General features: G+C 47.2%; 10 protein-coding genes and 1 pseudogene. 9 read left to right on the top strand and 2 right to left on the bottom strand.

Features of this window, described 5'->3' with window-relative positions; genetic code table 11:
• Positions 1 to 830: 830 nt before the first annotated feature.
• Entirely contained in the window at positions 831 to 1,226 is a 396-nt protein-coding gene (locus K5Q99_RS16615; RefSeq protein WP_006085321.1) for a VOC family protein, read from the bottom strand.
• 187 nt (positions 1,227 to 1,413) lie between these two features.
• Here K5Q99_RS16615 and K5Q99_RS16610 point away from each other — a divergent pair, with 187 nt between their 5' ends.
• The 3 genes from K5Q99_RS16610 to K5Q99_RS16600 all read left to right on the top strand — a co-directional run bounded on the left by K5Q99_RS16610 (position 1,414) and on the right by K5Q99_RS16600 (position 4,880).
• Positions 1,414 to 1,995, top strand: a complete 582-nt coding sequence (locus K5Q99_RS16610) for a DUF502 domain-containing protein (protein ID WP_220777484.1) — start codon at positions 1,414 to 1,416, stop codon at positions 1,993 to 1,995.
• Positions 1,996 to 2,392: 397 nt separating this feature from the next.
• Positions 2,393 to 4,369 (top strand): BCCT family transporter, encoded by a 1,977-nt coding sequence (locus K5Q99_RS16605; protein WP_220777483.1) that lies wholly within the window; start codon positions 2,393 to 2,395, stop codon positions 4,367 to 4,369.
• Positions 4,370 to 4,517: 148 nt separating this feature from the next.
• Positions 4,518 to 4,880, top strand: a complete 363-nt coding sequence (locus tag K5Q99_RS16600) for a YajD family HNH nuclease (protein WP_028760525.1) — start codon at positions 4,518 to 4,520, stop codon at positions 4,878 to 4,880.
• 55 nt (positions 4,881 to 4,935) lie between these two features.
• On the opposite strand, the gene K5Q99_RS16595 is transcribed toward K5Q99_RS16600, so the two are convergent.
• The gene (locus tag K5Q99_RS16595) at positions 4,936 to 5,169 is read right to left on the bottom strand and encodes a DUF1289 domain-containing protein (RefSeq protein WP_220777482.1); all 234 of its coding nucleotides are present in this window, start codon (positions 5,167 to 5,169) and stop codon (positions 4,936 to 4,938) included.
• 192 nt (positions 5,170 to 5,361) lie between these two features.
• On the opposite strand from K5Q99_RS16595, the gene K5Q99_RS16590 reads away from it, so the two are divergent.
• The 6 genes and pseudogenes from K5Q99_RS16590 to K5Q99_RS16565 all read left to right on the top strand — a co-directional run bounded on the left by K5Q99_RS16590 (position 5,362) and on the right by K5Q99_RS16565 (position 12,913).
• Positions 5,362 to 6,753 (top strand): methyltransferase, encoded by a 1,392-nt coding sequence (locus tag K5Q99_RS16590; protein WP_220777481.1) that lies wholly within the window; start codon positions 5,362 to 5,364, stop codon positions 6,751 to 6,753.
• Between the two features lie 253 nt (positions 6,754 to 7,006).
• Entirely contained in the window at positions 7,007 to 8,056 is a 1,050-nt protein-coding gene (locus K5Q99_RS16585) for a 3-oxoacyl-ACP synthase III (RefSeq protein ID WP_220777480.1), read from the top strand.
• 143 nt (positions 8,057 to 8,199) lie between these two features.
• Positions 8,200 to 9,108: an alpha/beta fold hydrolase gene (locus K5Q99_RS16580; protein ID WP_220777479.1), complete on the top strand. Its 909-nt coding sequence runs from the start codon at positions 8,200 to 8,202 to the stop codon at positions 9,106 to 9,108.
• Complete coding sequence (oleC, locus tag K5Q99_RS16575; RefSeq protein ID WP_220777478.1) at positions 9,108 to 11,009, top strand: olefin beta-lactone synthetase; 1,902 nt, start codon at positions 9,108 to 9,110, stop codon at positions 11,007 to 11,009. The genes K5Q99_RS16580 and oleC overlap by 1 nt, the downstream gene beginning before the upstream one ends.
• A 413-nt stretch (positions 11,010 to 11,422) precedes the next feature.
• On the top strand, positions 11,423 to 12,568 hold the full coding sequence (gene oleD, locus K5Q99_RS16570; RefSeq protein WP_220777477.1) for a 2-alkyl-3-oxoalkanoate reductase: 1,146 nt from the start codon (positions 11,423 to 11,425) through the stop codon (positions 12,566 to 12,568).
• 105 nt (positions 12,569 to 12,673) lie between these two features.
• A pseudogene (locus K5Q99_RS16565) lies at positions 12,674 to 12,913 on the top strand (DUF3624 domain-containing protein).
• Positions 12,914 to 12,925 lie beyond the last annotated feature (12 nt).

The raw sequence follows: 12,925 nt of genomic DNA, 5'->3' as shown, positions 1-12,925 counted from the left end.
TATCAGTCAACACGATTACCAGAGAATCAATCAATTTATTTTCATCCATAAAAACTCCTTTTAAAAAACTTATCGAACAGAATAAAAACACGTAGCTGATAGACTGTGTTAAATAAAATTTATCAGCTTTAAGTCTAAAACACTATAAACAATATGAGATAAAAATTGCAGTCAAAAAACGGTTTCTCATCTGAACCAAACTAGGCAAGTCTGATTCACTGTAACGATTTTTGCAATCCCTCATGGTCAGGTCTTTCTTTTGGGTACCCATTACTTTAAGTATCTCAAATTATCAGATAACAAAGGGCTGATCTTCGAGCCGTGGCACACTTAGGTGCAATATTTTTTAGCTAAACGAACAGCTGAAGTGTTAGTTAAGATTGGCATTGTTGCAACTGTGACCGTTGGCGGCATGGATGCCGTCGTCGAGCCCTCAGGGATACTTCTTGTTAAATCAAGGGGTGGCGAGTCACTGGGGAAACAATGACAATTCATGCTGCACAACTGACGATAAAGTTATCTTGCTTTGGGGCAATAGTAGTTTAGCTGACCAGTACAAACAGCTAGAGGGGTCGTGAGGATTGGCATTGTTGCTACAGTGACCCTTGACGACATTAATGTCGTCGTTGAGCCTATAGGGATACTTTCTTAAATGAAAGGGCGGCGAGTCAATTGGAGAAACAATGACAATGAATGCCACTCAACTGTCGAGAGTCTTATCGCAAACAACAGTGAACCAGTATAACGGCCGCTGCAGTTCTGGTTGCGGTGCGCTCGCAGAACTGACTGATTATACTTTCCTAACTTCGCTTACCTTTACCAAAATTCGCTTACCCAGTACAGGCGGGCAGATATTCTGATAACTCAAGCAGGTTACAATCTGGGTCGCGGATATAGACTGAGTTTATCCGGCCTGTGGCGCCGGTTCGTAGCACTGGGCCTTCAATGATTTCAATCTGAAGAGCGTTTAAATGGGCGATCACTTCTTCTATGTTATGGCTGACTACAAAACACAGATCGGCACTGCCGGGCGTGGCTGCTGCAGCTTTAGGTTCAAATTCGGCGCCCGCTTGATGTAGATTGATCTTTTGGTCGCCAAAACTTAACGCAATACGCTGATTGCCAAATACCACTTTCTTCATCCCGAGCACGGTTTGATAAAATTCGACGCTGACGGCGATGTCTTTTACGGTTAAGACCAAATGATCTAAGCGGGTTACGCGCATTTTACTTTCCTTAGAATGGCTCAGACTGGGCTCTGATTTTGAACGCTATCTCTATGCTTGAGACGAATAAGAGTCAGATACCTTACATCATGTGCTGGTGCAAAAGTGACTCTGTGGTAGCATTTGTGGCGTTTTTTTGCGTAAATATTTTGTGCCTACTATATCCCTATGACCGAATGAGAGTGTGATGAAGAAAACCTTAGCCCGCGGCTTAATGAATCTATTACCTATGGCCTTGAGTTTGTGGCTGTTTTGGTCGCTGTTTGTATCGTTAGATGGTTTAGGAATTGTGATTTTAGAGTTGGTAGGGATTAACCAACACTTTGTCGGCGCCGGTTTTATGCTGGTGGTGGCATTAGTTTTTGCGGTGGGCCTGTTGTTTTCAGTCAGCCCGATAGTGTGGCTTTATGGTTGGCTTGAGCGCCAGTTGATGCGTTTCCCACTGTTTAAATCGGTTTATGGCAGTATCCGTGATATTGCCTCTTTGATGAATCGAGATGGCAAGCCGACCAGCCAAAAGACAGTGTTAGTGAAGCAGGCTAATGGCAGTTTTGTGGTGGGATTTATCATGACAGATACGCCGCCGCAGCCATTGTTAGATGCGTTGCCTGAGGGCGATTGGGTGCCTGTGTTGTTCCAATTGAGTTACCAAATGGCGGGCGTGACGAGCTTGATCAAACGGGACGATCTAATCATGGTCGACTGGTCGTTTGAAGAGGCGATGCGCTTTAATTTAACCGCTGGCATTTCGCAAACACCGACTAATTAATCGGATGTTGGTTCAAGCGATTTAGCGTTTAAAATTAAATTTGATGATTTTTGTGGTATAATTTTTTGGCGACCAATATGGTCGCCATTTTTTGTGCTGAATATTCTAATTATAAATTTGTTTTATGCTAAAGGCATGCTTTGACTGCCTTAGTGGTGTTCACGCTATTTATCCATCAATCATCGGCTGTCAAAGTCGTGTGTTGTTAATCCCGTTTTTCAGATCCTGTCACGTTTAGCCATAGCGAGTCGTTGCATTGATCTGTGGGATTGAGCCCATACTGGTCATAGATGAGCCCCGCAGCATTAAACATATTTTGAGTATAAGTTTTGTTCTATCTCTCCGTTGGTGCGCTGAGATATTTGGAGAGTGAACCCGCTAGAAATAGGGAGAGTCAATGTCGATCAAGTCGAGTATTAATCCGCCGGTATTTTATTCGTCGGTCTTTTTCATCATCTTGATGGTGATGATTTGTGCAGTATGGCCCACAGAGGCTAACACCGTTTTTAGATCAATACAGTCATGGATAGAAGTGAAAGCCGGTTGGCTTTACATTCTGAGCGTGGCGTTTTTCCTGATTTTTATCATCTTTGTCATGGTCAGTCGCTTTGGCGATATCAAACTCGGGCCAGATCATTCTGTACCGGATTACAGCTATAAAAGCTGGATTGCCATGTTGTTTTCGGCAGGTATGGGTATTGGCCTGATGTTTTTTGGGGTCGCCGAACCTGTAATGCACTATCTGGCGCCGCCAGATGCTACACCTGAGAGTCTCGCCGCCGCAAAAGAGGCGATGAAGATTACTTTCTTCCATTGGGGACTGCATGCTTGGGCGATTTATGCCGTAGTGGCATTGAGTCTGGCCTACTTCTCCTATCGTCATAAGTTACCGCTACTGCCACGAAGCGCCCTTTATCCCTTAATTGGTGAACGCATTTATGGTCCTATTGGCCATATTGTCGATACCTTTGCCGTGCTCGGCACTATGTTTGGGGTGGCGACATCACTGGGCTTTGGGGTGTTGCAGGTTAACTCGGGTCTGAGTTATCTATTTGAAGGTTTACCTAATAATGCTGTAGTGCAAGTGTGCTTGATCATCGGCATTACCTTGCTCGCGACCTTGTCGGTGTTTTCTGGCCTCGACAAAGGCGTCAAACGCTTAAGCGAACTCAATCTTGGCCTCGCGATTATCTTATTGCTTATCGTCTTGATCTTGGGTCCTACAGTCATGCTGTTGCAGGCTTTTGTGCAAAACACTGGCAGTTACTTAAGTGATTTGGTTGGTAAAACCTTTAACTTGTACGCCTATCAACATAAGGAAGATTGGCTTGGCGGCTGGACCTTGCTCTATTGGGGCTGGTGGATTTCTTGGTCACCTTTTGTCGGTACCTTTATTGCGCGCGTGAGCCGCGGTCGTACCATCCGTGAGTTTTTGATTGGTGTGTTATTTGTACCATCGGCGCTGACCTTCCTGTGGATGACAGTGTTTGGTAACTCGGCGATTGATTCGATTATGAATCAAGGCGCGACCTACCTTGCCGAGGCGGTGAATACCGATGTGTCAGTGGCCTTGTTTGTGTTTTTCGAGCACATGCCGTTCCCCACCTTACTCTCAGGGATTGCGATTTGTTTAGTCGTGACCTTCTTTGTGACCTCGTCGGATTCGGGGTCCTTAGTGATTGATAATCTGACCTCGGGCGGCGATAACAATGCGCCCGTATGGCAGAGGATCTTCTGGGCTCTATTGCAAGGGGTTGTGGCCTCGGTATTGTTGTTAGCTGGTGGTTTACAGGCGCTGCAAACGGCGGCGATCGCCAGCGCCATGCCGTTCCTCGTGGTGATGTTATTCATGTGTCTGGGATTATTTAAAGCCCTGAAGAATGACTGGCTTAAGATCAACAGCGTGCAATTACACAATACCAGTGTGCAATACGCCAAAACCAACATGAGCTGGGAAGAACGCATTGGGGTGCTCGTGTCGCATCCCACCCATGAAGAAGCGCAAGTGTTCTTGAATAATGTTGCGACGCCTGCTTTATCTAAGGTGTGCCAACACTTTATGACCAAAGGTATAGTGGCGGATCTCGAATACTTAGATGGCCGCGTACGTTTGGTGATCAGCAATGAGGTGAACTTGCCCTTTGTTTACGGAGTACGCACCCGTTGTTTCGAAATCACTAACCCTATAGGGACTGAAATCGAGCAGGGCAATACCTTGTATTACCGCGCCGAAGTGTATTTAGAACAAGGTGGTCAGCATTACGATGTGATGGGGTATACCGAAGAGCAAATCCTCGCGGATGTAGTGACTCAGTATGAAAAATACTTGCACTATTTGCATCTCTCAAATGCCGATCAAGGCCATGTGACTTAAATTGAGATCAATGACCTAGGCCGGCTGAGCCATTTACGTCGATAAATCCCGCACCATTGGCCCGTAAAGTGCGGGATATATTGCCCCAAGTGATAACTCGGATTATCCTTGGGGCAATTTTTTTAGGGTTTGTTTTAGGGATTACATTATGTCGTCAGTACCAGGCCAGAGTAAGTTAGATAAAGTATTAGCCGATGCGCGGGAGTACAAAGCTAAGCGTGAGAGCGGTTACCGTGAGCAGGCGTTAAAACTTTATCCTTGGGTGTGTGGCCGTTGTACCCGCGAGTTTACCCCGAAAAACTTAAGTGAACTGACAGTGCATCATCGCGATCATAACCACGATAACAACCCGTCAGACGGTTCAAACTGGGAGTTATTGTGCCTGTACTGCCACGACAATGAACATTCTCGTTTCGAAGAACTCATCCGTTACGGCAGCACCACAGAAACGAAACAAGCGGCGGCGACCTACAATCCCTTTGCCGACTTGAAATCAATGCTAAAAAAATAGTCTTGCTGGCTTTAGCTGGATGAGATTGCGCAGAGGATGGCGTTAGCGGACGGGTTTAGTCCTTGTCGGTTAAACGCGCCTCGGCAGCTAACCATTTATCACGGCTTAAAATATGCTGATTTTCACTGCCTTCAAATAAAGCTTTACGGGCGGGGAGTTGCTGACAAATGGCCGCCTGTTGCGCTTCGTTGCTTGTGCGCCAACTGACGATTTCATCGATATGTCGAAAGCAGCCCATGCAGTAGTCTTCATCATTTAAACCGCAGCGTGCGACGCAAGGTGAAAGCATAGGTGTCCTCTGGAGCATTATGGCTAGTTAACCGAAGCTGGTTAATAGAAGCTAGTTAACCGAGTCTTCTAAGCTAACGATATGGTTGAGTCTTTAAAGGCCGCGATACTAACATTTTTTCGCATAAAGTCATCTTTAGGGCGCATTCCCTTGGCCTAAGGTGAGACAAGTATTTTTTACACTGGGCATGACGTGAACCAAGATAACCTGCAGCAACAACTCACTTACTCACAGCAATTTATCGAACTTAATCAGTTGCTTGAACAGAGTACTGCCCTGTGGCAAGTGCGTGCATTTGAAGTGAACGCTTTACCTTGGGCACAGGATTTTCCGCAGTTGGCCGAAGCTGTGTGGGCGCTGGCTGACGATGAGCTTGATGGACTCGACGCCGAGCAATCTTTGCTGGCCAAGGCATTGTCACCGGCATTAAACCACGATCTTAGGGCATTAGGCCAAGATTGGGACTTGTCATTGCTCACCGCATCCATTGCCGAACGTACGGTTTTTAATGATAAGACAGTTACTGATAAGGCTGGCGTGGCTGAACCGTCGCTTGCGGATAACACCGCAGCGCAGCAAGGCGGTTTGTCCTTTGACGATGAAGCGCATTTCAGTGCGCACATCAAAGGCCGTAAATGGCAGCAAATTACCGCCTTTGTGCAGCATTTACCCCAGCTTAATTTACCTGTGCTGGAATGGTGTGCGGGTAAAGGGCATTTGGGCCGCTTAATTGCCAAAGCACGCGGTGCCGATGTGCTGAGCTTAGAGTGGCAAGCGCCATTATGTGAAGCAGGGCAGGCCTTTGCCGATAAGTGGCAGTTATCGCAAACCTTTATTTGTGCCGATGCCTTTGCTATTGGTGCAGAACATGCTGCGACAAACACATCCATAACCACAGTTGAACATCCCTCAGCAGCCAATCCGTTAACAACTAATGCCTTAACCGCACAGCAGCAAGCGGTTGCATTGCATGCCTGCGGTGATTTGCATGTTCGGCTGTTAACGCTGGCGGCCGAGGCGGGCACGCAGGCATTGGCGATTTCCCCCTGTTGTTATCATTTAATTCACGCGAGCCATTATCAGCCGTTATCCAATCTTGCTCAGCAGAGCAGCCTAAAGCTTAGCCGCCATGATTTACAGTTACCGCTGCAGCAGAGCGTGATCGCTAATCCCAAACAGCAGGCGCTACGCCATCAAGAAATCGCGTGGCGCTTAGGCTTTGATGCACTGCAACGTCAATGTCGGCAAATCGACGCATATTTACCTTTACCTTCGTTAAAACAGAGCCAGTTGAGCGGCAGTTTTACGGATTTTTGCCTGTGGGCGGCGCAGACGAAGGCGGTTAATTTAGCGAAAAACAGGGATTTTGAGGCTTGGCTTGAGATAGGGCGACAAAGACAACAATTAACTCGCCGCATCGATTTAGTGGCGCATTTATTCCGCACTGTACTCGAGCAATGGTTAATCTTAGATCGCGCTTGTTTTTTGCAGGAACAAGGATATGGTGTTTGCGTGGGTGAATTTTGTGCAAACAGCGTCACACCAAGAAATTCGCTGATTTTAGCGCAAAAAATGTCAGTATAATTTTGAGTGTCTGAAAATATGCTGTACTGTGATGTTTTTTATGAATTATTTCTATATTAGCGCATTTAAGTTTAGTGATAGTGAATTCAGGGCCGTCGTGTTTGGAAGCTGCGCTGTGAGACAAGTCTTACACTCAAGATGGTTTTTTATTGAATCATCGGGCTTTTCTTGTTCAAATGTCGCATTAATGACGAATAACAACTGAAAGCTGACCTCTTGGTCAGTCATTCTAGTGAGCGAATAAAACAGTTTCATGAAATATTCCCGCGTATTTATTAATAGCCTGGCCTATGAACTGGCGCCTGTTGTGGTTTCCAGTAGTGAGCTAGAGTCTCGTCTTGCTCCTTTGTATCAAAAGTTCCGCATTCCTATGGGACAGCTTGCCGCATTGACTGGGATTACCGAACGCCGCTGGTGGCCAAAAGGACATCAATTGTCCGACGGTGCGATTAAAGCTGCCCGTAAAGCCATGGTTGAAACTGGGATTGATGTCGCCGATTTAGGTGCTGTTGTCTATACCGGCGTGTGCCGCGATCAACATGAGCCCGCGACCGCGTGTCGTATTGCTGCCGAATTAGGAGTGTCAAAAGACACCGCGATTTACGACATCAGCAACGCTTGTCTTGGGGTGTTATCGGGTATTTTAGATATCGCGAACCGTATTGAGTTGGGTCAAATCAAGGCGGGTATGGTGGTGTCCTGTGAATCAGCGCGGGATATTGTCGATGTCACTATCGATAACATGCTGGCCGATCCGACCATGCAGAATTTTGCCCAGTCGCTGGCGACCTTAACCGGTGGCTCTGGTGCTGTTGCGGTCATCTTAACTGATGGCAGTTTGCCACTGACAAATGTGCGTCAGCATCAATTGCTGGGTGCCTCGCACTTATCGGCGCCCGAACATCACCAGTTGTGTCAATGGGGTCTGCAGGAAGTGGGGCACAATCTGTACCGCGAGTTTATGCGTACCGATGCGGTGACCTTATTAAAAGAAGGCGTTGAGCTGGCTAAACACACTTGGGAGCATTTCCTTGAGCAGCGTAATTGGCTGGTTGAGCAAGTGGACAAAGTGATTTGCCATCAAGTAGGCGCCTCAAACCGTAAGCAAGTGCTTAGCGCGTTAAATATTTCCCCCGAAAAAGAATTTCCAACGTATCAGCTACTGGGCAATATGGGCACAGTGTCGTTACCTGTGACCGCTGCGATGGCGCACGATCAAGGCTTTTTACAAGCGGGCGATCAAGTGAGCTTTTTAGGCATAGGCAGTGGATTGAATTGCATGATGTTAGGCATTAAGTGGTAGGGTGCAGTGCACCTTTCACGCCTTTGCTTGATGGCTGGTATACATTCTAGCCAACCCAGTAAGTCCATGATTCAGTCGATAAGCTAAGCCAGCTGTACATAACCCGTTATTCGCTCTCATAAAGAATCAAGATAGGAAGCGTCATGTTAGACACTCTGTTGCCTTTTAAACGTCATTTTCTTAGCCGTAATGGCAACAAGCTGCATTATATCAACGAGGGCCAAGGCGAACCTGTGGTGATGGTTCACGGTAATCCTAGCTGGTCGTTTTACTACCGCAATCTCGTCAGCGCTTTAAAAGACACGCATCAATGCATAGTGCCAGATCATATCGGCTGTGGTCTGTCGGATAAGCCCGACGATAGCGGCTATGACTATACCCTTAAGAACCGTATCGACGATCTCGAAGCCCTGCTCGATAGCTTGAATGTGAAAGAAAACATTACCTTAGTTGTACACGACTGGGGCGGCATGATAGGTATGGGTTATGCGGCGCGTTATCCTGAGCGCATTAAACGCCTAGTGATTTTGAACACAGGCGCTTTCCATCTGCCTGAGACTAAACCGTTTCCTTGGCCGCTGTGGATTTGTCGTAATACCCTGTTAGGAACAGTGCTAGTTCGTGGTTTTAATGCCTTTTCGTCTATTGCTTCCTATGTGGGTGTTAAGCGCCAGCCGATGTCTAAATATATCCGCGAAGCCTATGTCGCGCCCTTTAACTCTTGGGCTAATCGCATTTCGACGCTGCGTTTTGTGCAGGATATTCCGCTGCGTGAAGGCGATAGAAACTATCAGTTAGTCTCTGATATCGCTGCGAGTTTACCGCAGTTTGCCAAAGTGCCGACTTTGATTTGTTGGGGCCTGAAGGACTTTGTATTCGATAAGCATTTTTTAGCAAAATGGCGTCAGCACATGCCCCATGCGACCGTGCATGAGTTTGCCGATTGTGGTCACTACATTTTGGAAGATGCCAGTGATGAAGTGATTGCCCATATCAAAGGCTTTATGGCTGACGACCAAGCCGCGGCGCCGTCCGAACAGGTCGCAGGTTAATGTCGACCTTGCTTGAGACTGAAGTGACTCCTTTGCTGGCTGCTGTAGTGACGCCGTTGGAATCGTCACTTTTAACGGGCACTTCTATGTCAGTAATGGCCTGTGACGCCAATATTTGCCGTCATCTCAAGCAAGCCGCCCATGCCATTCCACACCATCTTGCAGTAGCAGTTCAAAGCGCTCAGGGCGCTTCTGTGGCGAATTTGCGTTACAGCGAGTTGGACTTTCTTAATCTAGACAGACAAAGCGATGCGATAGCCTTTGCGCTGAACGCCCATGGCATTGAGCGCGGCATGAAGGCCGTGCTTATGGTCACGCCGAGTCTGGATTTTTTTGCACTTACTTTTGCGCTGTTTAAAGCGGGAATTATTCCTATCCTTGTTGACCCAGGTATGGGGATTAACAATCTTAAGCAATGTTTTGCCGAAGCCGCTCCCGATGCTTTTATCGGTATTCCCAAAGCCCATATTGCTAGACGTTTATTTGGTTGGGGTAAGGGCAGCATTAAGTCATTGCTCAATGTTGATGACGGCAAAACAGGCTTAGCGGCAAGATTGATGCGCATCGCTACTGGCGCTATTAGTTTATCGACTCTGCTGCAAAACGACTCTTCACGACAGTCATCTTCACTAAACGCCTCGGCTAAACATGCCTCAGCGCAACATGCTGAATATCCCATGGTGATGCTCAAATCTGATGAGATGGCGGCGATTTTGTTCACCAGTGGCAGTACCGGCACGCCTAAGGGCGTAGTGTATAGCCATGGTATGTTTGAGGCGCAAATTAAAGCGTTAAAAAACGATTATGGCATTTGCCATGGCGAGCGCGATCTCGCCACGTTTCCACTGTTTTCACTCTTTGGCCCCGCACTGGGTATGGCGTCTATTGTTCCTGAAATGGATGCCAGCAAGCCCATTACCGCCAATCCTGAGTTCCTGTTTGCCGCGATTGAGAAATATCAATGCAGCAATATTTTTGTGAATCCCGCTTTGCTCGAGCGTTTAGGCCGCGCAGGTGAACAGAAACAACATAAACTGCCCAGCGTACAGCGGGTTATCTCCGCGGGTGCGCCAGCGACCATTGCTTCCATCGCTCGATTTAGTCAGATGCTGAGCCAAGGTGTGCCGATTTTAAATTCCTACGGCGCAACCGAATCTTTGCCTATTAGTATGATTGCCAGCGATGCGTTATTTGCCACGACTGATATCACAGATAACGGCGGTGGTATCTGTGTTGGTCGCGCTATTGAAGGCGTGACGATTCGCATCATAGGTATTAGTGAAGCCGTTATTCCCGAGTGGGATGAGTCCTTAGTGCTGAATAACGGTGAAATCGGCGAAATCGTGGTGCAGGGGCCTATGGTGAGTCAGTCCTATTATCTAAACAATAGCCAACATGATAGGCAAAACGATAGTCAGCACGATAGCCAAGGCAATCGCGCAACTGCGGCGGCCAAAATGTGGGACTCAGCCACCAATACCGTTAGACACCGCATGGGCGATTTGGGCTATCTTGATGACCAAGGTCGGCTATGGATGTGTGGTCGCAAGGCCCACAGAGTCGACGCCACCCGTAATGGTATATTTGCTAAGCGTTACTATTCCATTCCCTGTGAACGCATTTTTAATACCCATCCCAATGTGAAACGCTCGGCCTTAGTAGGGGTAAAAGTGGCGAACGAAATAGAGCCGTTAATTTGTATCGAACTCGACCAGTCATTGGTGTGCAATAAGAGTCAGCAGTTGTATCAAGATTTGATTGCTATCGCCGAGCAGTTTACCCAGACGCAGGGCATAAGACGATTTCTTATTCATCCTGATTTCCCTGTGGATGTGCGGCATAATGCCAAGATTTTTAGAGAAAAATTAGCCGTTTGGGCACAATCACAAACGAAAGGTTGATTTATACCCAAACAGCCTGAAAATGCAGGATTCAGCGGGCGGTTAACGTACTTTAGGCAAGGCGGCTATTTGCAGACCTAGTGGACTAAGTTAAAAATAGTCAACACAGCATAAAGTGCGTTAAACCACGCCGGGACGGAGCGCCTAGGGCACTTCACTTCCGTGTTGCATCAATTCAAAAGGTGGCCGACATTTCATCATTGATGCGCCTTGAATTGAAGCACCCTAGGTGCTCTGAAACTCGTATTTTCAGGTAGCTTGGGTATATACTCCGCGGCTTTTTTCTTGCATTTTTTACGTTATATTCTGTGTTCATTTGAAAAAAACTCGCTTATTTTTAAGCCCTTGTGCTTATTTTAAACTTATTACACCGACTTTAAGTTCATGTAAATGTGCTGAAATGGATACCCTTAATGACGATAAACCCAATCAAGAGCACGACGCTTGCGCAATTTGATGCTGCTGAACAAACGGTACTCGTGCAGCTCGCGCTTAGGGTGCAACACGCCTTTGTCACGGGAGCTGGGGGATTTTTAGGTAAAGCGATTTGCCTGAGATTGTTAGCTGCGGGCATTAAGGTCACAGGTTTTTCCCGTGGGCACTATCCCGAACTTGAAGCGCTGGGCGTAGTCATGCTGCAAGGGGATTTAGTCAATAAAGACCAACTGCAACAGGCGATGCAAGGCTGCGATATCGTGTTCCATGTGGCGTCTAAAGCCGGCGTTTGGGGCGATAGAGACAGTTATTTTTGCCCAAATGTGAAGGGTGCTGCCAATGTGATTGCCGCTTGTAAGGCATTAAAAATAGACAAGTTAGTTTATACCAGTACCCCGAGTGTGACCTTTGCTGGGCAGGATGAATCGGGTATTGATGAGTCTACTCCCTATGCCACAAGATTCCTTAATTATTATGCCCATTCTAAAGCCATCGCTGAGAAGATGGTGCTTGATGCTAATCAAGCGGGTGACATGCCACTTGAAAATACTGGTGTGACTCAAGTATCTAGCCAAGTTACGACTCAAGCCACTGCTGCCTATGCGTTAAAAACTGTCGCGCTCAGGCCGCATTTAATATGGGGTCCTGGCGACCCCCATCTTGTGCCTAGGGTGTTAGCGCGCGGCCGTTTAGATAAGCTTAAACTGGTTGGCCGTGAAGATAAGCTTGTCGATACCATCTACATAGACAACGCCGCCTATGCCCATGTGCTGGCCGCGCTTGAACTGTGCCAAGCAAAGCCTAAGTGTCAGGGAAAAGCTTATTTTTTGAGTAACGATGAACCTATTACTATGGCAAAAATGCTCAATCTAATTCTGGCTTGCGATGCTTTGCCGCCAGTCACTAAGCGCGTGCCGCAATCTGTGGCCTATGTGGCAGGCGCCGTGCTGGAAACTGTGTATTTTCTACTAAAGAAGCAAGAAGAGCCCATGATGACGCGCTTCGTGGCAAGGCAGTTATCCTGCAGCCATTATTTTGATATTAGCGCCGCCAAGCGAGATTTAGGCTATCGCGCACTTGTCTCTATCAATGAAGGGATGGCAAGACTTAAAGCGTCACTCTAGTGTTATTAGTCATGAGTTTCTGAGTGTGTATGATATTCAATGTGCCTGCTCTTATTTGCACTCTTATTAGCAATATTATTGTGGGCATAGTTTAGCTGGGGACTTATGAGTTGCGGTGATTGTAAAACGGAGATTTTCAGGCAAAAGATGGGTCGCTGCAAACGCTGCATGTGGCAGCTTACCGCTTTGTCGGCTATCGGTTGGCCGTAGTGTTGGTGGCTTTATTATGATGCGCCGCGGGAAGTGAACTCGATTGCCTTACTGTTTTTCTGCACCGCTTTTACGGGGTTATTGGCTTTACATCTTATTGTCTTGGCTTACCGTCGACTTAGAGGCCGAGGGTAAGCCAAGTTTCCT

The sequence above is a fragment of the Shewanella hafniensis genome (assembly GCF_019655335.1).
GTDB classification, from domain to species: domain Bacteria; phylum Pseudomonadota; class Gammaproteobacteria; order Enterobacterales; family Shewanellaceae; genus Shewanella; species Shewanella hafniensis.
Note: the sequence above shows the minus strand (reverse complement) of the source record. Positions and strands in the feature narration are given on the sequence as shown.